At 72.8% G+C, this 21,206-nt stretch carries 23 protein-coding genes and 1 pseudogene; 13 read left to right on the top strand and 11 right to left on the bottom strand.

Features of this window, described 5'->3' with window-relative positions; genetic code table 11:
* Nucleotides 1–80: 80 nt before the first annotated feature.
* Entirely contained in the window at nt 81–1,205 is a 1,125-nt protein-coding gene (locus AB0R04_RS07995; RefSeq protein ID WP_363369175.1) for an adenylate/guanylate cyclase domain-containing protein, read from the top strand.
* Nucleotides 1,206–1,652: 447 nt separating this feature from the next.
* A pseudogene (locus AB0R04_RS07990) lies at nt 1,653–2,678 on the top strand (diguanylate cyclase); the annotation flags it as partial.
* Between the two features lie 723 nt (nt 2,679–3,401).
* Here the strand turns inward: AB0R04_RS07990 and AB0R04_RS07985 are convergent.
* Complete coding sequence (locus AB0R04_RS07985) at nt 3,402–3,998, bottom strand: TetR/AcrR family transcriptional regulator (RefSeq protein ID WP_363369173.1); 597 nt, start codon at nt 3,996–3,998, stop codon at nt 3,402–3,404.
* 128 nt (nt 3,999–4,126) lie between these two features.
* On the opposite strand from AB0R04_RS07985, the gene AB0R04_RS07980 reads away from it, so the two are divergent.
* Entirely contained in the window at nt 4,127–5,326 is a 1,200-nt protein-coding gene (locus tag AB0R04_RS07980; RefSeq protein ID WP_363369171.1) for a macrolide family glycosyltransferase, read from the top strand.
* On the opposite strand, the gene fdhD is transcribed toward AB0R04_RS07980, so the two are convergent.
* Nucleotides 5,316–6,215, bottom strand: a complete 900-nt coding sequence (gene fdhD, locus AB0R04_RS07975) for a formate dehydrogenase accessory sulfurtransferase FdhD (RefSeq protein ID WP_363369170.1) — start codon at nt 6,213–6,215, stop codon at nt 5,316–5,318. The two genes, AB0R04_RS07980 and fdhD, sit on opposite strands and share 11 nt — an antisense overlap.
* Before the next feature lie 156 nt (nt 6,216–6,371).
* Here fdhD and hutH point away from each other — a divergent pair, with 156 nt between their 5' ends.
* Nucleotides 6,372–7,955: a histidine ammonia-lyase gene (gene hutH / locus AB0R04_RS07970; protein ID WP_363369169.1), complete on the top strand. Its 1,584-nt coding sequence runs from the start codon at nt 6,372–6,374 to the stop codon at nt 7,953–7,955.
* An 88-nt stretch (nt 7,956–8,043) separates the two neighbouring features.
* Here the strand turns inward: hutH and AB0R04_RS07965 are convergent, their stop codons facing one another.
* Entirely contained in the window at nt 8,044–8,463 is a 420-nt protein-coding gene (locus AB0R04_RS07965) for a hypothetical protein (protein ID WP_363369167.1), read from the bottom strand.
* A gap of 218 nt (nt 8,464–8,681) precedes the next feature.
* Here AB0R04_RS07965 and AB0R04_RS07960 point away from each other — a divergent pair, with 218 nt between their 5' ends.
* The 6 genes from AB0R04_RS07960 to hutI all read left to right on the top strand — a co-directional run bounded on the left by AB0R04_RS07960 (nt 8,682) and on the right by hutI (nt 15,570).
* On the top strand, nt 8,682–9,551 hold the full coding sequence (locus AB0R04_RS07960) for a MurR/RpiR family transcriptional regulator (protein ID WP_363369166.1): 870 nt from the start codon (nt 8,682–8,684) through the stop codon (nt 9,549–9,551).
* 59 nt (nt 9,552–9,610) lie between these two features.
* Nucleotides 9,611–9,934, top strand: a complete 324-nt coding sequence (locus AB0R04_RS07955) for a hypothetical protein (RefSeq protein ID WP_063349091.1) — start codon at nt 9,611–9,613, stop codon at nt 9,932–9,934.
* A gap of 171 nt (nt 9,935–10,105) precedes the next feature.
* Nucleotides 10,106–11,791 (top strand): urocanate hydratase, encoded by a 1,686-nt coding sequence (hutU, locus tag AB0R04_RS07950; RefSeq protein ID WP_363369165.1) that lies wholly within the window; start codon nt 10,106–10,108, stop codon nt 11,789–11,791.
* A 17-nt stretch (nt 11,792–11,808) separates the two neighbouring features.
* A complete protein-coding gene (locus tag AB0R04_RS07945) occupies nt 11,809–12,990 on the top strand; it encodes an allantoate amidohydrolase (protein WP_079136304.1) in 1,182 nt (393 codons plus the stop codon).
* Complete coding sequence (locus AB0R04_RS07940) at nt 12,981–14,360, top strand: formimidoylglutamate deiminase (protein WP_363369163.1); 1,380 nt, start codon at nt 12,981–12,983, stop codon at nt 14,358–14,360. Before AB0R04_RS07945 ends, AB0R04_RS07940 begins: the two co-directional genes overlap by 10 nt.
* 34 nt (nt 14,361–14,394) lie before the next feature.
* The gene (hutI, locus tag AB0R04_RS07935; RefSeq protein ID WP_363369162.1) at nt 14,395–15,570 is read left to right on the top strand and encodes an imidazolonepropionase; all 1,176 of its coding nucleotides are present in this window, start codon (nt 14,395–14,397) and stop codon (nt 15,568–15,570) included.
* Nucleotides 15,571–15,683: 113 nt separating this feature from the next.
* On the opposite strand, the gene AB0R04_RS07930 is transcribed toward hutI, so the two are convergent.
* The 8 genes from AB0R04_RS07930 to AB0R04_RS07895 form a co-directional block, all read right to left on the bottom strand.
* On the bottom strand, nt 15,684–16,394 hold the full coding sequence (locus AB0R04_RS07930) for a class I SAM-dependent methyltransferase (protein WP_363369160.1): 711 nt from the start codon (nt 16,392–16,394) through the stop codon (nt 15,684–15,686).
* A gap of 109 nt (nt 16,395–16,503) precedes the next feature.
* Nucleotides 16,504–16,959: a hypothetical protein gene (locus tag AB0R04_RS07925; RefSeq protein ID WP_363369158.1), complete on the bottom strand. Its 456-nt coding sequence runs from the start codon at nt 16,957–16,959 to the stop codon at nt 16,504–16,506.
* Nucleotides 16,960–17,076: 117 nt separating this feature from the next.
* On the bottom strand, nt 17,077–17,925 hold the full coding sequence (locus tag AB0R04_RS07920; protein ID WP_363369157.1) for a helix-turn-helix transcriptional regulator: 849 nt from the start codon (nt 17,923–17,925) through the stop codon (nt 17,077–17,079).
* A gap of 30 nt (nt 17,926–17,955) precedes the next feature.
* Nucleotides 17,956–18,480, bottom strand: coding sequence for a DUF6879 family protein (locus AB0R04_RS07915; RefSeq protein WP_363369155.1), 525 nt, complete (start codon nt 18,478–18,480; stop codon nt 17,956–17,958).
* The gene (locus tag AB0R04_RS07910; protein ID WP_363369153.1) at nt 18,452–18,694 is read right to left on the bottom strand and encodes a hypothetical protein; all 243 of its coding nucleotides are present in this window, start codon (nt 18,692–18,694) and stop codon (nt 18,452–18,454) included. Before AB0R04_RS07910 ends, AB0R04_RS07915 begins: the two co-directional genes overlap by 29 nt.
* 163 nt (nt 18,695–18,857) lie before the next feature.
* Nucleotides 18,858–19,058 (bottom strand): DUF397 domain-containing protein, encoded by a 201-nt coding sequence (locus AB0R04_RS07905; RefSeq protein ID WP_363369152.1) that lies wholly within the window; start codon nt 19,056–19,058, stop codon nt 18,858–18,860.
* Nucleotides 19,059–19,120: 62 nt separating this feature from the next.
* Nucleotides 19,121–19,321, bottom strand: coding sequence for a DUF397 domain-containing protein (locus tag AB0R04_RS07900; protein WP_363369150.1), 201 nt, complete (start codon nt 19,319–19,321; stop codon nt 19,121–19,123).
* On the bottom strand, nt 19,314–20,177 hold the full coding sequence (locus AB0R04_RS07895) for a helix-turn-helix transcriptional regulator (RefSeq protein WP_363369148.1): 864 nt from the start codon (nt 20,175–20,177) through the stop codon (nt 19,314–19,316). Before AB0R04_RS07895 ends, AB0R04_RS07900 begins: the two co-directional genes overlap by 8 nt.
* Before the next feature lie 288 nt (nt 20,178–20,465).
* Here AB0R04_RS07895 and AB0R04_RS07890 point away from each other — a divergent pair, with 288 nt between their 5' ends.
* The 3 genes from AB0R04_RS07890 (at nt 20,466) to AB0R04_RS07880 (ending at nt 21,198) form a co-directional block, all read left to right on the top strand.
* Nucleotides 20,466–20,828, top strand: a complete 363-nt coding sequence (locus AB0R04_RS07890) for an ATP-binding protein (RefSeq protein WP_363369146.1) — start codon at nt 20,466–20,468, stop codon at nt 20,826–20,828.
* A gap of 77 nt (nt 20,829–20,905) precedes the next feature.
* Nucleotides 20,906–21,079 carry a hypothetical protein gene (locus tag AB0R04_RS07885; protein ID WP_363369144.1) on the top strand — a complete coding sequence of 58 codons (174 nt, stop codon included), beginning with the start codon at nt 20,906–20,908 and terminating at the stop codon, nt 21,077–21,079.
* Entirely contained in the window at nt 21,076–21,198 is a 123-nt protein-coding gene (locus AB0R04_RS07880; protein WP_363369142.1) for a hypothetical protein, read from the top strand. Before AB0R04_RS07885 ends, AB0R04_RS07880 begins: the two co-directional genes overlap by 4 nt.
* Nucleotides 21,199–21,206: the final 8 nt, after the last annotated feature.

Raw genomic sequence — 21,206 nt, 5'->3', positions numbered from 1 at the left:
CGCCACTGCCCGCCGGGTGGCGGGCGCGCCCGGACAGGCAGGACACGAGGCAAGTGCGGCGACCGCACGGGGACGGACCGGTGGCAGAGGACGACAGCAGCGGCGCGACATCGGGGGCCCACGACCCCACGGTCGCGCTCGAACTGGAACGCCTGATCCTGGACGCGCCACGCCGCTACACCCCGTACCAGGCCGCGCGGGCCGCCGACGTCCCGATGGAGCTGGCGACCCGCTTCTGGCGGGCCATGGGCTTCCCCGACATCGGCCAGTCCCGGGCCCTCACCGACGGCGACGTGATCGCCCTGCGCCGGCTCGCCGGCCTGGTCGAGTCCGGCCTGCTCAGCGAGTCGATGGCGATCCAGGTGGCCCGCTCCACCGGCCAGACCACCGCCCGGCTGGCCGGCTGGCAGATGGACACCTTCCTGGAGAACCTCACCCAGGCCGTCGAACCCGGCCTGACCCGCGCCGACGTCGCCTACCCGCTGGTCGAGCTGCTGCTGCCGGAGCTGGAGCAGTTCCTGGTCTACGTCTGGCGCCGCCAGCTCGCCGCCGTCACCGGCCGGGTGGTCCAGGCCGCCGAGGACAACGAGATCACCAGCGGCCGCCTCGCCGTGGGCTTCGCCGACCTGGTCGGCTTCACCCGGCTGTCGCGGCGGCTGGAGGAGGAGGAGCTCGGCGAACTCGTCGAGACCTTCGAGAACACCTGTTCGGACCTGATCGCCGGGCAGGGCGGCCGGGTCATCAAGACCCTCGGCGACGAGATCCTCTACGTCTCCGAGGACCCGGTCACCGCCGCCGAGATCGCGCTCAGCCTGATCGAGGCCCTCGCCGAGGACGAGACCATCCCCGCGCTGCGGGTCGGCATGGCCTTCGGCACGGTCACCTCGCGGATGGGCGACGTCTTCGGCACCACCGTGAACCTGGCCAGCCGGCTCACCTCGATCGCACCCAAGGACGCGGTGCTGATCGACGGCGAGTTCGCCGCCGCGCTGGAGCAGTACGGCAGCGTGGCCCCGCCGGACGCGGACGGCCCCGGCCTCGCCGAGGCGCTGTCGGCCGCCGCCGGGATGCCCGCCTCGGGCCTGCCGGTGCCGGGCCTGGACGCCGGGCACCGGTTCCACCTGCAGCCGATGTGGCGCCGGCCGGTGCGCGGGCTCGGGCTGGTCGAGCCGTGGCTGCTGTCGCGGCGGCTGAAGCCGGAGTAGGACTCCGCCCCTGCCCCTCCCGGGCCCTTCTCACGCCTCTCCCGGACCCTTCCCGGTCTCTTCCGGGCCCCTTCCGGTCTTCTCCTGTGCCCTTCCCGGCTTTTCCCGGGCCTTTCCGGCCTTCCCCGGCCTTTTCCAGGACGTGGCCCCGAGCCGGTCCCGATGCTTGGGGTGCCGAACGGTTGAAACCCGTACGGCCGGTTGCGGGTCCGCCCCGGCAAACGGGGCATAACCGAACGAAACCGCCATAGTCTTGGTGAAAAGCGGCCGGGTGGGTGCGGCCGCCGTCGGGGGTCCGGCAGGACCGGGCACAGGGAGCGAGGCGAGCCGGTGAGCAGTGAGGCGATCATGACGGACCGCGGCTGCGACTGCGACTGCGGCGGCCCGCAGCCGGCCGGCCAACTGCCCGACCTGCGGCTGCAGTCCGTGGTCGAGCTGGCCCAGGACATGGCCGGCGCGCTCACCCCGCTGGAGGCCGTCCGGGCCGCCGCCGCCCGCGCCACCGAGGCGCTCGGGGCGACCATGGCGGCCGTCTCCGTCTGGGACCGCGAATCCGGCCGGCTCCGGGTCCTGGTCAACCACGGGGAGCTCGCGCCCGGCGAGGAGGAACTGCCCGAGGACGAGTCCTACCCCGTCGCCGACTTCCCCGAGATCGTCACCTATCTGGAGGAGCGCTGGACCACCGGGCGCCTCCCGCGGGCCTGGCTGCAGACCGCCGAGAACGCCGAACCGCACGCCGGACACGCCCACCCCACCGCCGGCGCGTACTGCCAGGAACGCGCCGCGGCGCTGCGCCGGCGCGGCCGCGCCTGCTGCGTGGTCGCCCCGATCGTCCTGCACGGGCAGGCCTGGGGCGAGCTGTACCTGGCCCGCAGCGTCGGCAAGCCCGAGTTCTCCGCCGCCGACGCCGACTACGCGACCCTGCTCGCGGCCCAGATCTCGGCCGGCCTCGCCCAGACCGAACGCCTCGCCGACCTGCGCAAACTCGCCTTCTCCGACCCGCTCACCGGCCTCGCCAACCGGCGCGCCGTCGACACCCGGCTGGAGAGCGCCCTCACGGCGCACAACCGGGACAACACCGTGGTCTCGCTCGTCGTCTGCGACGTCAACGGCCTCAAGCGGGTCAACGACCAGCTCGGCCACGAAATGGGCGACCGGCTGCTCGAACGGTTCGCCCACCAGCTCTCGGTCGCCGCGGCCAAACTCCCCGGCAGCCTCGCCGCCCGCCTCGGCGGCGACGAGTTCTGCCTGCTCGCCGAAGGGCAGAAGGCCGACGAGGTCGTCGCCGTCGCCGAGGAGCTCTGCGCCCGGGCCCTCGCCCTGTCCGAGGGCGAGGGCGTCGCCTGCGGTGTCGCCTCCACCGGCGACTCCATCGGCCCGGTCACCACCCCCGACCGGCTCTTCCGGCTCGCCGACGCCGCCCAGTACCGGGCCAAGGCCGCCCGCGCCGCCCACCCCGTCGTCGCCGGGCGCAGCCATGGCCCCGGCTTCTCGCCCGACCCCACCGTGCTGCTCGCCGACGCCGCCGACCCGCACCACCGGGCCGACGGACGCGGCGCCCGCCCCGGCCGGGCCGGGGCGGGCGACCGGCGGCGCTTCCGGGGTGCCGCGCACAGCGCCGACCCGGGCCAGCTGCTCACCGCCGTCCTCGCGGCCCTCGACCAGGCCGCCGCCGCCCGGGCCGTCCACCCCGCCGACACCCTCGGCAAGCTCGTCGTCGTCGCCGAGGCCTCCGCCCGGCTGCTCGACGCCGTCGGCTGGTGGGTCTCCTACGTCCCGCCCGGCTCCCACCTCATGCGCACCGCCCAGCACGCCGTCTACCGGATGACCAGGGGCCCCAGCAGCACCCGCGCCGAGACCCAGCGGGCCCAGATCGAGGCCCCGGACGCCGTCTTCGACCTGCGCCACTACCCGATGACCCGCCGCGCCGTCCGCGGTGGCGCCTTCGCCCTGCGCGCCGGCGCGGCCGGCAACGACCCGGCCGAGGAGGCCATGCTGGTCGTCTCCGGCTACCGCGGCATGGTCGCCGCCGGCGGCCAGAACCCGGCCGGCGGCTGGCTCGTCGAACTCTTCGCCGACGACGCCACCCTGCCGCTCGGCCAGGCCGCCTTCGCCATGCGTGCCCTGGTGGCCGTCGCCCTGGCGGGCGCGGCCTCGCCCCCGGTGGTGTGAGGCCGGGGCGGGCGGCCGGTGCGGTCAGGCCCGCCCGAGGGCGCGCAGGACCGCCTCGACCAGGCGGTCGGCGTGGGCGTGGTCGAGCGGGCCGAGGCGGTAGAGCCAGCGGTAGTGGAGCGGGCCGTAGAGGAGTTCGAGGGCGAGGTCGAGGTCCGCGTCGGGGGCGAGCTGGCCGGCCTCGCGGGCGCTGCGCAGACGCTCGCGGGTGACGTCGAGGAGCGGGTCCAGCAGACGGGTGCGGTAGTCGGCGTACAGGGCCGGGTCGTTGAGCAGTTCGGCGGTGAGGGCGCGGTAGGTGCGGTCGAGGGCGGGGTCGGTGAGCTCGTCGGCGGCGGGGCGCAGGACGGCCCGCAGGTCGGCGGCGAGGTCGCCGGTGTCGGGGAGGGCGAGGCTGCCCTCGTGCTCGTTGGCGGCGAGGAAGGCGTCGAAGACGACGGCGCCCTTGGAGGGCCACCAGCGGTAGATGGTCTGCTTGCCGACGCCGGCCCGGGCGGCGATCGCCTCGATGGTGAGCTTGCCGAAGCCGACGTCGGCGACGAGTTCGGCGGCGGCGGCGAGGACGGCGGCGCGGGAGCGTTCGCTGCGGCGGGCCGGGTCGGGGGCGGTTCTGTGGGCCATGGCGGAAATTCTAAGCGCAGCAGCGAGACGGACCGTATCGTCTTGACGTGGCGTCGGACCCCGGACCATGCTGGAGCGGCGCCAGCGAGACGGATCGTCTCGTCTCATTCTGGACCCTGGAGGCCCCCATGACCCGCTCCGCGCACCCCGCCCACATCCTGATGGTCTCGATCCCGGCCCACGGGCACGTCAACCCCAGCCTCGCCGTGATCGCCGAACTGGTCGCCCGGGGCCACCGGGTCAGCTACGTCAACGACGCCTCCTTCGCCGGGGCCGTCGAGTCGACCGGCGCCCGCTTCGTCCCGTACCCGACGAGGCTGCCGCTCGCCGGCGGCCCGGACGCCTGGGAGGAGGACCCGGTGGCGCTCCAGGAGCTGTTCCTGGACGACGCCCTCGCGATGTACCCCGTCCTGCTGGAGGCCTTCGCGGACGACCGCCCCGACCTGGTGCTCTGCGACATCGCGGGCTTCGCCGGGCGGGCGCTCGGCGAGCGGCTGGGCGTGCCGGTGGTGCAGCTGTCGCCCACCTACGTCGGCTGGGAGGGCATCGAGCAGGACATGGCGGAGGTGTACGAGGCGATCCGCAACGGGCCCGGCGGCGCCGAGCACTACCGGCGGTTCGCCGACTGGCTGGCCGAGGCCGGGACGGTGGAGCGCGACGTGGACGCCTTCAAGGGCCGCCCGGCGCGGTCCGTCGCCCTGATCCCGCGCGCCCTGCAGCTCAACGCGGACCGGGTCGACGAGCGGCGCGTCACCTTCGTCGGGCCGTGCTTCGGCGACCGGGCCCACCAGGGCGGGTGGCAGCGGCCGGCGCACGCGGAGAAGGTGCTGCTGGTCTCGCTCGGCTCCGCCTTCACCCACCAGCCCGCGTTCTACCGGGCCTGCGTCCAGGCCTTCGGCGGCCTGCCCGGCTGGCACACGGTGCTCCAGGTCGGCGCGCACACCGACCTGGCCGACCTGGGCGAGGTGCCGGACACCGTCGAGGTGCACCGGTGGGTGCCGCAGCTGTCGGTGCTCGCGCAGGCGGACGCCTTCGTCACCCACGCGGGCATGGGCGGCTCCAGCGAGGGGCTGTACCACGGCGTGCCGATGATCGCCGTGCCGCAGGCCGTCGACCAGTTCGCCAACGCGGACGCGCTGGTGGGGCTCGGCGTCGCCCGCCGGCTGGACACCGCGCAGGCCACCCCGCAGGCGCTGCGCGGCGCGCTGCTGGAGCTGGTCGGCGACCCGGCGGTGGCCGAGCGGCTGAAGGCGCTGGCCGCCGCCGGCCGGGCCGAGGGCGGCACCGCCCGCGCGGCGGACCTGATCGAGGCCGAGCTCAGGGGGTGACCGGCGCGGCGGGGGAGGGCGCCGTTGTCGAGGGCGTGGCGGGGGAGGGCGAGGCGGGGGAGGGCGAGGCGATCCGGTCCGGCCGGGTGTAGACGTTCGCGCTCTCCCCGCGCAGGAAGCCGACCAGGGTCAGGCCCAGCTCCTCGGCGAGGTCCACCGCGAGCGAGGACGGCGCCGAGACGGCCGCCAGCAGCGGGACGCCCGCCAGCGCGGCCTTCTGGGTCAGCTCGAACGAGGCCCGGCCGCTGACCAGCAGGACGTGCCCGGTCAGCGGCAGCCTGCCCTCGCGCAGCGCCCAGCCGACCACCTTGTCCACCGCGTTGTGCCGCCCGACGTCCTCGCGGGCGCAGAGCAGGTCGCCGGTGGCGGCGTCGAACAGGCCGGCCGCGTGCAGGCCGCCGGTGGACTCGAAGGTGCGCTGGGCGGCCCGCAGCCGGTCCGGCAGGCCGTACAGCAGGGACGGCGGGACGGTGAGCGGGTCCTCGCCCACCGGGTGGCGGACGTGGGTGCGGACGGCGTCCACGGTGTCCCGGCCGCACAGGCCGCAGGCGCTGGTGGTGAGCAGGTTGCGGTGCGCGGACAGCGGCAGCGCGCGGGCGGCGCCGCGCAGGGTGGCGTCGACGACGTTGTAGGTGTTGGCGCCGGACTCGTCCGTCCCGGCGCAGTACCGCAGGGCGGCGAGCTCCTCGGCGGTGTGCACCAGCCCCTCGCCGACCAGGAACCCGGCCACCAGGTCGAAGTCCTGCCCGGGGGTGCGCATGGTGACGGTCAGCGGCTCGCCGCCGAGCCGGATCTCCAGCGGTTCCTCCGCCGCCAGCGAGTCCGGCCGCACCCCGCGCTCGTCCCCCCGCAGCCGCACCACCCGGCGCCGTGCCGTCGCCCGCGTCATCGCCCTGCCACCTCCGTGCGTGTCCGTGGGCACCAGCGTGCGGCACGGGGCGGCCCGGGTGAAAATCCTGCTGGCCGGTACGGGCGTACGATCGTGGCCGTTTCGGATGGCGACCACCTGTTGTCATATCTTCATTCACCTGATGTGATGGTGTATATGGATATGCACAGTGCTGTGGCCCCCGACGCTCCGCTGGTCCAGGTCGGCAAGGCCGACGTCAGCGCCGAGGACGTGCTGGCCGTCGCCCGGGGGAACGCCCGGGTCGAGATAGGCCCCGACGCGCTCGCCGAGATGGCGACGGCGCGGGCGCGGATCGACGCCCTCGCGGCCGAACCCCGCCCCGTCTACGGCGTGTCGACCGGATTCGGCGCGCTCGCCGTCCGGCACATCAGCCCCGAACTGCGCGCGCAGCTCCAGCGGTCGCTGGTGCGCTCGCACGCGGCCGGGATGGGACCGGCCGTCGAGCGCGAGGTCGTCCGGGCACTCGTCTTCCTGCGGATGAAGACGCTGGCCTCCGGCCGGACCGGGGTGCGCCCGCTGGTCGCGCAGACCATGGCCGCCCTGCTCAACGCGGGCATCACCCCGGTGGTCCGGGAGTTCGGCTCGCTCGGCTGCTCCGGCGACCTCGCGCCGCTGTCGCACTGTGCGCTGGTCCTGATGGGCGAGGGCGTGGCCACCGGCCCGGACGGCGTGGAGAAGCCCGCCGCCGAACTGCTCGCCGCCGCCGGCATCGAGCCCGTCGAACTGCTGGAGAAGGAGGGCCTGGCCCTCATCAACGGCACCGACGGCATGCTCGGCATGCTGGTGATGGCCATCGCCGACCTGCAGCGGCTCTACACCACCGCCGACATCACCGCCGCGATGACCCTGGAGGCGCTGCTCGGCACCGACAAGGTGCTCGCCCCCGAACTGCACGCCCCGATCCGCCCCCACCCGGGCCAGGCGCTGAGCGCCGCCAACATGCTGGCCGTCCTCAAGGACTCCGGCCTCACCGGCCACCACCAGGACGACGCGCCGCGGGTCCAGGACGCCTACTCGATCCGCTGCGCCCCGCAGGTGGCCGGCGCCGGCCGGGACACCCTCGCCCACGCCCAGCTCGTCGCCTCCCGCGAGCTGGCCGCCTCGGTCGACAACCCGGTCGTGCTGCCGGACGGCCGGGTGGAGTCCAACGGCAACTTCCACGGCGCCCCGGTCGCGTACGTGCTGGACTTCCTCGCCATCGCCGCCGCCGACCTGGGCTCCATCTCCGAGCGCCGCACCGACCGGCTGCTCGACAAGGCCCGCTCGCACGGCCTGCCGGCCTTCCTGGCCGACGACCCCGGCGTGGACTCCGGCCTGATGATCGCCCAGTACACCCAGGCGGCGCTGGTCAGCGAGAACAAGCGGCTCGCCGTCCCGGCCTCGGTCGACTCGATCCCGTCCTCCGCGATGCAGGAGGACCACGTGTCGATGGGCTGGTCCGCCGCCCGCAAGCTGCGCCAGTCCGTCGACAACCTCGGCCGGATCCTCGCCGTCGAACTCACCGCCGCCGCCCGCGCCCTGGAGATCCGCCAGCAGGCCGACGGCGCGGGCCGGACGGCCCCGGCCACCACGGCCGCGATGGCCGCCGCCCGGGAGGCGGGGGTCGGCGGCGCCGGCCGCGACCGCTTCCTCTCGCCGGACCTGGAGGCCGCGGCCGCGCTGGTCGCCTCCGGGGAACTGGTGCGGGCGGTGGAGCGGGTCACCGGGCCGCTGGCCTGACCCGGCGTGACCCGGTGCGTTCGGTGCGATCGGTGTGACGGGCCGTCGGGTCCGGTGCGGCCGTCGGGTCCGGTGCGGGCGGCGGGGCTCAGTCCCAGTCGTCCCGGGACCGGGACCGCGGCTCGTCCCGGTCCCGGCGGTTGCCGAACGCGGCGGCGAAGTTGACCCCGACGATGCCCGCCCAGCTGACGATCAGGCCGATGAAGCCACCGCTCTGCGGGCTGGCCGCGATCGCGGTCAGCGGGATGCCGAGGACCAGCGAGACCACCGCCAGCCGGTTGCCGGGGCGGCCGGGCCCCGGCCCCGGGCGGTGCGGTCGGCGCCGGTGCGCGGGCTCGTAGTCGTCCATCCGCTCGGCCACCCGGCGCTCGACCCGGGCGTCCAGGCGGGCGTCCAGGCGGCTCAGGAACGAGTCGACCAGCTCCGGCTCGTACTCCTTGCCGAGTTCCTTGCGAGCGTGCAGGGCGGCGTCGAGGTCGCGCCGCAGGTCGTCCTGGCGAGTGTCCATGGGAACAGCCTGGGCCCGTGCCGGGGGCGCGGTCCATCCGTCGGTGGGGGAATCCGGGCGGGTTCAGGGAGAATTCAGGGTTACCCCGAGCTCCCACCCGCTCGGGCCGTCCCACCCGGCGTCCCACCCGGCGTCCCGCCGTACGAGACGTCTTTGCCAGGCGCGACGCACTGCTGCACAGTCGTCGTCCGAATCGCTCGCATCCGGAGGTACCGCTGATGACCGCCACCGACGAGGCCGGCACGGTCGGCCCCTCCGCCCGACTGCTCCAGCTGTTCGAAGGCCACCGACTGACCCCGACCCAGCGGCGGATCGCGCACTCGCTGGTCCGGCACGCCACCGAGGCGCCGTTCCTCTCCAGCGTCGAGGTCGCCGAACTCGCCGGCGTCAGCCAACCGTCCGTCACCCGCTTCGCGGTCGCCCTCGGCTACGACGGCTACCCGGCGCTGCGCAAGCAGCTGCGCGAACTCGGCGCGGGCGAGCCGGCCGCACCCGAGACCCCCGACGACGCGGTGCGCAACGAGCACCAGCAGGCCGTGCTCGCCGAGATCGCCCACCTGCGCCACCTCGCCGAACTCCTCGCCGACCCCGAGCCGATCACCCGCGCCGCCCGGCTGCTCGCCGCCTCCCGCCCGCTGCCGGTGCTCGGCCTGCGGGCCGCCTCCGCGCAGGCGCGCGGCTTCGCCTACTTCGCCGCCAAGGTGCACCCGGACATCCGCCTCCTCGACGAGGGCGGCAGCATGCTCGCCGACCGGCTGGAACAGGCCGCCGCGGCCGGGGCCACCGCGCTGCTCTGCTTCGCGCTGCCGCGCTACCCGCGGGAGCTGATGGACGCGCTGACGGTGGCCCGCGAGTGCGGGCTGACGGTGCTGACCGTCGCCGACAGCGCCTTCGCGCCGGTCGCCAAGCTCTCCGACCTGATGCTGCCGGCCGCCGTCGGCACCGGGCTGGTCTTCGACACCGCGTGCGCGCCGATGATGCTCGGCCGGGTGCTGTTGCAGCGCATGTGCGACGAACTCCCGGGCGCGGAGGCCCGGTTGGAGGCCATCGAGCAGTCCGCCGCGGCACGTGGCCTGTTTTTGGAGTAGACACGGCGGGGAGTAGCCGTCACGAACCCGGGCATCCCCTACAGCAGGGGGTGCCGCCCATGCGCGTGATCCACGAGATGAAGTTCGTCGCCCGCCTGGCCTCGGGTGTCGACGAATGGTCCTGCCCCACCTGCGGACGCCGCGTCACCCTGCGGCGCCTGCCCGATCCCGAACTGACCGTCCTCGACCCGGGAGACGAGTCCGCCGTGCACGTCGGCGTCATCGAACCCGACGCCCGCGCCGCCGCCGCGGCCGCCGAGAAGTACGGCCTCGGCCCGGTCCAGAACATCCCCCGCCCGCCGACCCCGCCCACCCCCGACGCCGCCGACCGCCGCTGGCTCGCCGAGATCGGCATCGACTGGGACGGCGACGCCGCGGCCTGAGGGTGCTCGTACGACCCGTTCCGGCCAAGCGGTACGGGGGCTTCGGCGCGCCTGGGTGCGGCTGCGGGCGGCTGCTGATCGGATGGGTTCGGGGTCTGGTCGGGAGTTGATTGTTTGGATATATTCAGCCGAGCTGAATCTGAATGAATCCATCCGCAGGGAGGCCAGGACATGGTGCAGCAGGCGAGTGGGCCGCGTGAGGTCAGGGCGGCGCGGGGGACGGGGCTGACGGCGCAGGGGTGGCAGCAGGAGGCGGCCCTGCGGATGCTGATGAACAACCTCGACCCGGAGGTCGCCGAGCACCCGTCGAAGCTGGTGGTGTACGGCGGGACGGGCAAGGCGGCGCGGGACTGGCGCTCGTTCGACGCCATGGTGCGGACGCTGGAGGGGCTGAAGCAGGACGAGACCATGCTGGTCCAGTCCGGGCGGCCGGTCGGCGTCATGCAGACCCACGAGTGGGCGCCGCGGGTGCTGATCGCCAACTCCAACCTGGTCGGCGACTGGGCCAACTGGGAGGAGTTCCGCCGGCTGGAGAGCCTCGGGCTCACCATGTACGGGCAGATGACCGCCGGCTCGTGGATCTACATCGGCACCCAGGGCATCCTGCAGGGCACCTACGAGACCTTCTCGGCCGTCGCCAACAAGCGGTTCAACGGCACGCTGGAAGGCACCATCACTCTCACCGCCGGCCTCGGCGGGATGGGCGGCGCCCAGCCGCTGGCCGTCACCATGAACGGCGGCGTGGCGATCTGCATCGACTGCGACCCGTCCCGGATCGCCCGCCGGATCGAGCACCGCTACCTGGACGTCGAGGCCAAGGACCTCGGGCACGCGCTGGAGCTGGCCACCGCCGCCCGTGACAAGCGGCAGCCGCTGTCCATCGGCGTGCTGGGCAACGCCGCCGAGCTGGTCCCGCAGCTGCTCGCGATGGACGCGCCGATCGACATCGTCACCGACCAGACCAGCGCCCACGACCCGCTCGCCTACCTGCCGGTGGGCGTCGCCTTCGACGACATGGCGGACTACGCGGCGGCCAAGCCCGCCGAGTTCACCCAGCGGGCCCGCGAGTCGATGGCCCGGCACGTCGAGGCGATGGTCGGCTTCCAGGACGCGGGCGCCGAGGTCTTCGACTACGGCAACTCGATCCGCGGCGAGGCCCAACTGGCCGGTTACGACCGCGCGTTCGCCTTCCCCGGGTTCGTCCCCGCGTACATCCGGCCGCTGTTCTGCGAGGGCAAGGGCCCGTTCCGCTGGGCGGCGCTGTCCGGCGACCCGCAGGACATCCACAAGACCGACAAGGCCGTCCTCGACCTCTTCCCGGAGAACGAGTCGCTGCACCGCTGGATCAAGATGGCCCAGGAGAAGGTGCACTTCCAGGGCCTGCCCGCGCGGATCTGCTGGCTCGGCTACGGCGAGCGCGACAAGGCCGGCGAGCGCTTCAACGACATGGTCGCCTCCGGCGAGCTGTCCGCCCCGATCGTGATCGGCCGCGACCACCTCGACTGCGGCTCGGTCGCCTCCCCGTACCGGGAGACCGAGGCGATGCTGGACGGCTCGGACGCGATCGCCGACTGGCCGCTGCTCAACGCCATGGTCAACGTGGCCTCCGGCGCGTCCTGGGTCTCCATCCACCACGGCGGCGGCGTCGGCATCGGCCGCTCGATCCACGCCGGCCAGGTCACCGTCGCCGACGGCACCGCGCTGGCCGGCGAGAAGATCCGTCGGGTGCTCACCAACGACCCGGGCATGGGCGTGATCCGGCACGTGGACGCCGGCTACGACCGGGCCACCGAGGTCGCCGCCGAGCGCGGGGTCCGCGTCCCGATGGGTGAGCAGAGCCCGATGGGTGAGCTGTGACGTCCTCGTTCGAAGAGATGTGGGCGGAGCTGCTCCCCGTGGGCCGCTCCGCCGCCTCCGGCGGCTACCGCCGCTTCGCCTGGAACTCCGCCGACGCCGAGTGCCGGGCCTGGTTCGAGCAGCAGGCCCGTGACCGCGGCCTCGCCTACGAGCTGGACCGCAACGGCAACCAGTGGGCCTGGCTGGGCGATCCGAACGCGGGCGGGGCGGTCGTCACCGGCTCGCACCTGGACTCCGTCCCGGACGGCGGCGCCTTCGACGGCCCGCTCGGCGTGGTCTCCTCCTTCGCGGCCCTGGACGAACTCCGCGGCCGCGGGGCCGAGTTCACCCGCCCGCTGGCGATCACCAACTTCGGTGACGAGGAGGGCGCCCGGTTCGGCGTGGCCTGCATCGGCTCCCGCCTGTCCGCCGGCGTGCTCTCCCGCGAGGCCGCGTACGAGCTGCGCGACGCCGACGGCGTCCGGCTGCCCGACGCGATGGAGCGGGCCGGCTACGACCCGGGCGCGATCGGCGCGGACGACGACCGGCTGGCCCGGATCGGCGCCTTCGTCGAACTGCACGTCGAGCAGGGCCGCCTCCTCGCCGAGGACCGGCCGGTCGGCGTGGCCAGCGCGATCTGGCCGCACGGCCGTTGGCGGTTCGACTTCCACGGCGAGGCCAACCACGCCGGCACCACCCGGATCGAGGACCGCCGCGACCCGATGCTGACGTACGCCAACACCGTGCTCGCGGCCCGCAAGAAGGCCCGGTTGGCGGGCGCGCTGGCCACCTTCGGCAAGGTCGCGGTCGAGCCCAACGGCACCAACGCGATCGCCTCGCTGGTGCGCGGCTGGCTGGACTCCCGGGCCGCCGACGAGGCGACGCTCACCGCGCTGGTCGAGGAGATCGAGCAGGCCGCCGCCGAGCGCGGCGGGCGCGACGGCGTCCGGGTCGAGCTGACCCGCGAGTCCTACACCCCGGTGGTGGACTTCGACGGCCCGCTGCGCGACCGGCTCGCCAAGCTGCTGGACGCCCCGGTGCTGCCCACCGGCGCCGGACACGACGCCGGGATCCTGGCGTCGGCCGTCCCGACCGCCATGCTGTTCGTGCGCAACCCCAGCGGGGTGTCGCACTCCCCGGCCGAGCACGCCGAGGAGGCCGACTGCCTGGCCGGGGTCGCCGCCCTCGCCGACGTACTGGAGGACCTGGCGTGTCGCTGAGCCCATTGACCACGGGGGCCGAGCCGGTGGCGTACTGGGCGCAGTACGCCTGGCTGCCGCACCCCAACGGGCCGGTGGTCGAGCGGAACGTGCTGATCACCGCCGGCCCCGGCGGCCGGATCACCGCGGTGACCCCGGACAGCGGGCCCTGCCCGCCCGGGGCCGTCCGCCTCGACGGGCTGCTGCTGCCCGGCCAGGCGAACGCCCACTCGCACGCCTTCCACCGGGCGCTGCGCGGCCACGTCCAGGTCGGCTCCGGCACCTTCTGGACCTGGCGCGACACCATGTACCGGTTCGCCGGGGCGCTCGACCCGGACCGCTACCTAGCGCTCGCCACCGCCGTCTACGCCGAGATGGCGATGGCCGGGGTCACCGCCGTCGGCGAGTTCCACTACCTGCACCACGCCCCCGGCGGCGCCCGCTACGACGATCCCAACGCGATGGGCGAGGCGCTGATCGAGGCCGCCGCCCGGGCCGGCATCCGGATCACCCTGCTCGACACCTGCTACCTGTCCGCCGGCTTCGGTGCCGAGCCGACCAGGCCGCAGCAGCGGTTCAGCGACGGCGACGCCGAGGCCTGGGCGGTGCGGGCGGACGCGCTCAAGCCCCGCGAGCACGCCCGGATCGGCGCCGCCGTCCACTCGGTGCGGGCCGTCCCGGCCGAGCAGCTGGGCACCGTCGCGCAGTGGGCGGCGGTGCGCGAGGCGCCGCTGCACGTCCACCTGTCCGAGCAGACCGCCGAGAACGACGCCTGCCTCGCCGCGCACGGCGTCACCCCGACCCGGCTGCTCGCCGACCACGGCGTGCTCGGCCCGCGCACCTCGGCCGTGCACGCCACCCACCTCACCGACGAGGACGTCCGGCTCCTCACCGACACCTCCACCACCATCTGCATGTGCCCCACCACCGAGCGGGACCTCGCGGACGGCATCGGCCCGGCCCGCCGGCTCGCCTCGGCGGGCTGCCCGGTCACCCTCGGCAGCGACAGCCACGCCGTCATCGACCCGTTCGAGGAGGCCCGCGCCCTGGAGCTGAACGAGCGGCTGCGCACCCGCACCCGCGGGCACTGGACGGCCAACCTCCTGCTGCGGGCCGGCACCGAGGACGGGCACGCCTCGCTCGGCTGGCCGGAGGCGGGGCGGGTCGAGGCCGGCGCGCTCGCCGACTTCACCGTGATCGCCCTGGACTCGGTGCGCACCGCGGGCCCGCCGCCCCGCCTCGGCGCCGAGACCGCCGTCTTCGCGGCCTCGGCGGCCGACGTGCGGCACGTGGTGGTCGGCGGCCGGCAGATCGTCCTGGACGGCGTGCACCAGCTCGTCGCGGACGTGCCGGGCGCGCTGCGGGACTCGATCGGCGTGCTGGACCACTGACCTCTTTGTTCAATTCCCTTCGGAAGGCGTTGTCTTGAGCACCAGGACCACCTTGATCACGGGCATCGGCAGCCTGGTCACCAACGACCCCGGGCACGGCACCGGGCCGCTCGGCCTGCTCACCGACGCGGCCGTGGTGCTGGACGGCGGCACCGTCGCCTGGGTCGGCCCGGCAGCCCAGGCCCCGGCGGCGGACGAGCACTTCGACGCCGAGGGCCGGGCGCTGCTGCCCGGCTTCGTCGACTCGCACGCCCACCTGGTGTTCGCGGGGGATCGTACGGCTGAGTTCAACGCCCGGATGTCCGGGCAGGCGTATTCGGCGGGCGGCATCCGTACGACGGTGGCGGCCACCAGGGCGGCGAGCGACGCCGAACTCGACGCCAACCTGGCCCGGTTCGTCCGGGAGGCGCTGCGGCAGGGCACCACCACCATCGAGTGCAAGTCCGGCTACGGGCTGACGGTCGAGGACGAGGCGCGGGCGCTGCGGATCGCCGCGCGGCACACCCCGGAGACGACGTACCTGGGCGCGCACATCGTGGCCCCCGAGTACGCCGAGGACCCGGCCGGGTACGTCGACCTGGTCACCGGCGAGATGCTCGACGCCTGTGCGCCGCACGCCCGTTGGGTGGACGTGTTCTGCGAGAAGGGCGCGTTCGACGGCGACCAGGCGCGGGCCGTCCTGACGGCCGGCATCGCCCGCGGCCTCACCCCCCGGGTGCACGCCAACCAGCTCTCCTACGGGCCCGGCGTGCAGCTCGCCGTCGAGCTGGGGGCCGCGTCGGCGGACCACTGCACGCACCTGACCGACGAGGACGTGGCGGCGCTGGCCGGCTCGGGGACGGTCGCGACGCTGCTGCCGGGGGCGGAGTTCTCCACCCGCGCCGAGTACCCGAGCGGGCGGCGGCTGCTCGACGCGGGGGCCGTGGTGGCGCTCTCCACGGACTGCAACCCGGGCTCCAGCTTCACCAGTTCGATGGCGTTCTGTATTGCCGTGGCGGTCCGGGAGATGGGCATGACGCCGGACGAGGCGGTCTGGGCGGCGACGGCGGGCGGCGCGCACGCGCTGCGGCGCGGCGACGTCGGGACGGTCGCGGTCGGCTCCCGGGCGGACCTGCTGCTGCTGGACGCGCCCTCGCACGTGCATTTGGCGTACCGCCCGGGCGTGCCACTGACGGCGGCGGTCTGGCGAGCGGGCGTCCGGGAGGTCTGAGTAGCGGGATCACTTCACGTCGCCCCGTCGAGCAGTGGCTCGACGGGGCGACGTGGAGTGATGCGGCAGCCGGAACGGCCAGCATGCGTCGATGCCGATTTCTCCCAAGGTCGTCAGGGCTGACGGTAGGCGCGGACAAGCAGGGTGTCTGCAGCGCGTGCACTCGGTACGGTGGGAGGGAGCCGGTCGACACTGATCTTCGTGAACCCCGCCTCGTCCAACAGCTTCGTCCAGACGGTCTCCTGGAGAACCCAGCGGCGCATGGTTGCCGGGGCGCCGTCCGGGGTGCGGGCCGGAACGTCGGCGTGCTGGACGTCCGGTTCAGCGGGGGCTCCACCGAGGTAGTGGCCCAAGGTGGAGGCGGCCAGCAGTCCGCCGGGTCGCAGGGCGCGGGCAGCGGCCGGGAGCAGCTGGCGAGGGTCGGCGAAGTCGAGGCTGCCGAACACCGAGTAGAGCACGTCGTACTCGTCTGGATGCGCCTCCAGGTGCGCGGTCGCGTCGGCGCGCACCGTGCGCAGGCGCGGTACGAGGTGGCCGTAGAGGTCGCAGGCCATCGCGTGCTGGGCGGGGGAGGCGTCGATCGCGTCGACCCGCGCCGGAGAGTGGTGGGCGACGAGGTGTGCGGCATGACGGGCGGCACCCGCGCCGAGGTCCGCCACGACGAGGCCGGTGACGTCCCCCAGCACCTCGGTTTCCGGCCCGCCGTCCTGGGCCCAGGCCCAGTGGAAGGCGCCGGGGACGGTCCGGTTGGTGTCAGCGCGGGTGCGGCCGTAGTGATGCCAGAGGTCCGGCACACCGGAGTGGGCGGGTGAGGTGGTCGTCACCCGGGTCATCCTCGCGTCCGGCGTGCGCCGGCGCAGGGGTTTGGGTGAACTCCACCCTTCCGGGTCGCGGTGGCCCCGGACTGAGCTCGGGGCCACCGCAACTGTCCGGTCAGTGCGAGTCGTTGCCGGGGTGGCAGGGGCTGCACTTGGAGGCATCCGCCCACAGCGGCAGGTCCACGTCCCAGCCGTCTGCTGCTATGAGCTGGGCGGTGCGTAGCACGGTGCCGTCGTCCTTGTACTCGACGGCCGGCACGTGGTGCAGGAAGTGGCCGTCGTTGTGCTTCTGGCACAGCTCGGCGTAGGCGACGGTGTCCAGGATGATCGTGTGGACGCCGATGTCCACCAGCGAGCTGGGGCCGAGGCCCAGGTGTTCGCTGCGGTGGGCCATCGCGGTCAGCAGGTAGGCGTAGCCCTGGCCGAGGACGCGGGCGGCCATGACGGTGTCGTAGGGGTAGTCGCGCATCAGGAGGCCGATCTGCTTGTCCCACAGGTCGGCGGGGATGTGGTCGCGCACGTTCCGGAGCGGGCCGACGATCGGGTCGGCGGGTGCAACTGCGGTTGCCATGGTTCCTCCGACTGTTGTTGGGGCACCTGGTGGCGCCGGGCGCTGCCCGGCGGCTCTGTGAAATCTACGGACCAATTCTCGTATTGCTCAAGGAAGTTGCGGAGAATTGCGGATGCCTCACCCCAGTGTGTCGATCGCGGCGGTGATCAGTGCACGGGCGGCGCCGCCGTGAACGGCCAGGGCGCCGAAGCGCACGAATGCCTGCGTGTAGAGGGCGAGGTCGCTGGGCGCGGTCACGGTGACCTGGGCCGACAACAGCTCCACCCCGGCCTGGCGGTCGTCGAACAGGTTGAAGGTCTCCGTGGGCCACATGGTGCGGGAGGCCGTGAACGGGATGACGCCGAGCGAAACCGAAGGCATCGACATGACACTGAGCAGGCGGCCGAGTTGTTCGGCCATCACCGTGTCGTCGCCGATCCGATAGCGCAGCACGGATTCCTCGATGACTGCGACGAAGCGGCGCCCGCCCTCGAAGACGACGCTGGAACGGGCGAGCCGGGCTTCGACCGCGTCCGCCACGTCGTCCGGGGTCTGGCGGACAGCGGCTACCGTGCGCAGCAGGGCGCCGGCGTACTCCCGGGTCTGCAGGGCACCGGGAACGACGCGGGAGGAGTAGGCACGGAAATGGCGGGTGCGGGTGTAGAGAGGCACCCGGGCTTCCTGGGCGTGACGCAGGCCGGTCCGGGTGATGCGCCGCCACTCGACGTACAGGGAGTCCGCCGCCCTGTTGGAGGCGATCAGATCGGGCGCTTGGCCGTCGGCGCCGCAGGCGCGGCACCACGTGCGAATGTCCGAGTCGGACGGGGCGGCCTTGGCGTTGAGGATGCGGGAGGTTTTGGCGGGGTGCCAGCCGCAGAGGGCGGACAGTTCCCTGCCCTTCAGGCCGGCGTTCCGCATCAGCTCGCCGAGGCGGGTAGCGAGGGTCGCGCGGGCCGCCTGGACGCTGGAGGACGGGGAGATCGGCATCGTCACTGGGGCGCTCGAAACCGGTGGCGGTCAGATGCTGAACTTCTCGTGTGGTACGGCCCGTTGCCAGACCGCCTCGAACGCGGTGGCGCACAGTAGGGCCACCGCAGGGTCGTCGCTGAAGGACGGCCCAGCACTCTCCCCGTCGCCGGTGAAGTGGTTGAACCGCACCAACTCGCCGTCGAACAGCCAGAAGTCGCAGCCCGGCAGGGCGAGGTCCGCTGCCTGCCGTCGCGGCAGCCAGCGGATCTGCTCGCCCGCGGCGATGTTGGTGAACGTCCCGGAGTGCTCGAACCGGATGTACTCCGAGACCGGCTCAGACACGATCCGGGCACGGCGAACCTCGACGCCCCGGCTCACGGTCTTCTCGATCAGCGTCAGCCACGGACGCCACCAGGACGCACGGTCGGCCGGGTCGTAGCGGAAACCGTCCCGCCAAGCGGCGACCGCCTCCGTCTCCTTCACTACGCTGTAGGAGTCACGCATCTCCAGGTGAACCGCGCTGGAGCGCGTAGCAGCCAGCTGCTCAGCGAACGTCGGCACCTTCGGCGGCATCGCATGCCTTCCTCAAGATCGGCACCATGCGGGCGGGCAGCCGGACCACATCCTCCGAATCGGGGATGCTCCCGGTCTCCCGGCACTTGGCGCGCAGCTTCTCGGTAGCCTTCCAGCCCTGCACGACGATCTCGTCAGCCTCGTCGTCGTACCAGACGGTCGGGCACTCGTCGTCCCCGGTATTGGGGTCGATCCCGATGAACCGTAGTGCCATGCCAGCTTCCCCTTGCAACTCGGTTGCGTGGATTTGCATGACGATTCCCGGTTGAGCAACTGTCGTCAAGAGTGCGTACTCCGAGTGCAGTTGCAACCCATCGGCCACATCCGAGTTGCTGGCGGCCTCTTGCTTCTCGCAAGAGGCCGCCGGAACGATTCGCTCAGGGGTTGGTGGTGTGGTGGTCGAACTCGCCTGCCTTGGCGCCCTGGAGGAACGTGGCGAACTTGAGGGACGTGGTGCAGACAATGACGTGTGCGTCGTCGGACTCCCGGAGTTCGACCAGCCCTTCACGTGCGCGCACCTCGACGCAGTTGCTGGACGCTTCGCTGAAGCTGGATTTCTGCCAGGCAGAACTGGTCATGAAGCCAGACTAGCCACTGGCGGCCTCTTGCGGGGGAGCAAGAGGCCTCCGGACCGATTCACTCAGGCGTTGGCGATCAGGTGGTCGAACTCGCCTGCCTTGGCACCCTGGAGGAAGTTGGCGAACTTGGGGTGGGTGGTGTGGACGATGACATCCGCTTCGTCGGACTCGCGTACTTCGATCAAACCGTCGATGGAACGCACCTCGACGCAGTTGTCGCTTGCGCCCGAGTAGCTGGACTTCTGCCATGCGGAGTTAGACATGCTGACCTGCCATTTCTTCCTTGATCGACTGCAGGAAGTCCCGTGACTTCTCCTCGGAGAGCGCCGTGGAGTCCATCATGGCAAGGAGGGCGCGAAACCTCGTAAGGTGGGTGGGGCTGTCGAAGAGCTGGACGCCATGGCCTGTGTCCATCTGCGCGGCGTCCAGGTCCGTTATGGGCCCTTCGGCATAGGTGAAGTTCTCGCACGGGCTCGGGACAGCGCCAGCAGCGAACGGTACGACTCGGACCGAGATACTGGGCTGCTCTGAGTCGGCGAGGAGTGCGTCGACCTGCTCGACGTTGACCTTCGGATCACTGAACTGCATGCGCAGGGCCGCCTCATGGATGAAGGCGGTGTACGGCGTCGCTCCAGATCGGATGATGCGCTGCCGTTGCATGCGGAAGGCTGTCTTGAGATCGACCTCGTGACGCAGCGGTGGCGGGTAGGCCTGAGCGAACAATGCTGCCGTGTAGGCGCCGGTCTGGAGCAGGCCGGGGACGAAGGTAGTCCCGTAGGTCGAGAGCCTGCGAGCGTGACCCTCCAGTTCAGCGACGTTGAGGAAGTCTGTTGCCAGCGTTTCTCGATACTCCTCCCACCACCCGGGCTTGCCTCGCTCGGTGATGACGTCGGCGAGCGCGTCGATCAGCGGCTGGTTGGAGCACATGCATGTCGTGGCGATCGTGTGCAGCCGCTCCACGCTGATGCCGATCTTCCCCGCCTCCATCTGCGTCACCTGGGCCGGATTCATGCCGACCGCTCTGCCGAGCTGGCTGCCGCCGAGGCCGATCTGCTCTCGCATCCTCCGCAGTTCTGTTCCCAGCCTGCGCTGACGGAGTGTGGGGTTTGTACGAGCCATGGTTCCTTCCGGGGCGAGGGTGGTCCAAGTTTGCCGCGTGGCCTGACATGGGTCCATCTGAGACCGCCAGCCACGATCGAGGGAATATTTGGATCCCATGGAAATTTTCTCATGGATCTGAGTTATCGTCATTCTCGGCTCGATCCGACGGATCGTCAGTAATGCCTTCACCCACGGCAGTAGGCGCCTGCTGCCCGCCCGTGCACCGAAGAGCAGCCGCCGCCCCGGCCTGGCTCACGGCGACGACCGTCATCCCCCTCCCCACACCACAGCCTCACGGAGGTTCCCGTGTGCACCCGTAACACCCCCTCGCTCACCCTCTCCCGCCAGGCCCTGCGGGACGCCATGACCCGCAGCGGCTGGGACGCCGACGCCGTCTTCAACGCCGAACTCGCCCTCTGCGAGCTCATCGTCAACGCCTGGCGGCACGGCGACACCCCCGCGCCCGTCGTCTGGTTCTCCATCCTCGACCGCACCCTCCGTGTCACCGTCTCCGACGAGAGCGACGCCCTCCCGCAGCCGCGCACGCCCGCCGACCTCGCCGAGACCGGTCGGGGCCTCCAGCTCGTGGACGGCCTCACCCACCGCTGGGGCGTCGACCCGCAGAAGCGCGGCAAAACCATCTGGTACGAGCTGGACTCCCGCGCGTGACCCGCGACCCCATCGTGCCGGAGGACCCCCGGATGCGCGACCACACCAAGCCCCAAATCATGTCTCTCCTAGGGGAGTTGCACAGGCGCGGCCTGCCGCACGGGCTCCTCTGGGGGTCCGCCTCGACGGGCGGGACCACCATCGACGGACGCATCCTGATCGACTTCGGGAACGCGCCGGTCAGCACTCTGCTCAACCTCCTCCGCCTGCTCCGCGACCTGGACGATGACGACGAGGAGCGGCACCAGTGAAGTTCTTCGTCGGCGCGATCCTCCTCGCCCTCCTCGCCCTCGCCATCACCACCGTCGCCCTCGGCGTCCTCGCCACCCTCAAGATGCCCCACCCCGACGACCGCGACGACCAGCACTGAACCGCGCG

This window comes from Kitasatospora sp. NPDC056731, assembly GCF_040687675.1.
In the GTDB taxonomy this organism is placed as follows: domain Bacteria; phylum Actinomycetota; class Actinomycetes; order Streptomycetales; family Streptomycetaceae; genus Kitasatospora.
The sequence above is the reverse complement of the archived record's forward strand: the minus strand, read 5'-3'. Positions and strand labels throughout refer to the sequence as shown.

Bases quoted from the DNA above. Each gene is read 5' to 3' on its own strand.
- hutU (WP_363369165.1), top strand. From the start codon at position 10,106: ATGGTGCAGCAGGCGAGTGGGCCGCGTGAGGTCAGGGCGGCGCGGGGG.
- AB0R04_RS07905 (WP_363369152.1), bottom strand. From the start codon at position 19,058: ATGACCAGTTCTGCCTGGCAGAAATCCAGCTTCAGCGAAGCGTCCAGC.
- AB0R04_RS07980 (WP_363369171.1), top strand. From the start codon at position 4,127: ATGACCCGCTCCGCGCACCCCGCCCACATCCTGATGGTCTCGATCCCG.
- AB0R04_RS07900 (WP_363369150.1), bottom strand. From the start codon at position 19,321: ATGTCTAACTCCGCATGGCAGAAGTCCAGCTACTCGGGCGCAAGCGAC.
- AB0R04_RS07895 (WP_363369148.1), bottom strand. From the start codon at position 20,177: ATGGCTCGTACAAACCCCACACTCCGTCAGCGCAGGCTGGGAACAGAA.
- AB0R04_RS07960 (WP_363369166.1), top strand. From the start codon at position 8,682: ATGACCGCCACCGACGAGGCCGGCACGGTCGGCCCCTCCGCCCGACTG.
- AB0R04_RS07985 (WP_363369173.1), bottom strand. From the start codon at position 3,998: ATGGCCCACAGAACCGCCCCCGACCCGGCCCGCCGCAGCGAACGCTCC.
- AB0R04_RS07945 (WP_079136304.1), top strand. From the start codon at position 11,809: ATGTGGGCGGAGCTGCTCCCCGTGGGCCGCTCCGCCGCCTCCGGCGGC.
- AB0R04_RS07925 (WP_363369158.1), bottom strand. From the start codon at position 16,959: ATGGCAACCGCAGTTGCACCCGCCGACCCGATCGTCGGCCCGCTCCGG.
- AB0R04_RS07965 (WP_363369167.1), bottom strand. From the start codon at position 8,463: ATGGACACTCGCCAGGACGACCTGCGGCGCGACCTCGACGCCGCCCTG.
- AB0R04_RS07920 (WP_363369157.1), bottom strand. From the start codon at position 17,925: ATGCCGATCTCCCCGTCCTCCAGCGTCCAGGCGGCCCGCGCGACCCTC.
- hutH (WP_363369169.1), top strand. From the start codon at position 6,372: ATGGATATGCACAGTGCTGTGGCCCCCGACGCTCCGCTGGTCCAGGTC.
- AB0R04_RS07915 (WP_363369155.1), bottom strand. From the start codon at position 18,480: ATGCCGCCGAAGGTGCCGACGTTCGCTGAGCAGCTGGCTGCTACGCGC.
- fdhD (WP_363369170.1), bottom strand. From the start codon at position 6,215: ATGACGCGGGCGACGGCACGGCGCCGGGTGGTGCGGCTGCGGGGGGAC.
- AB0R04_RS07955 (WP_063349091.1), top strand. From the start codon at position 9,611: ATGCGCGTGATCCACGAGATGAAGTTCGTCGCCCGCCTGGCCTCGGGT.
- AB0R04_RS07910 (WP_363369153.1), bottom strand. From the start codon at position 18,694: ATGGCACTACGGTTCATCGGGATCGACCCCAATACCGGGGACGACGAG.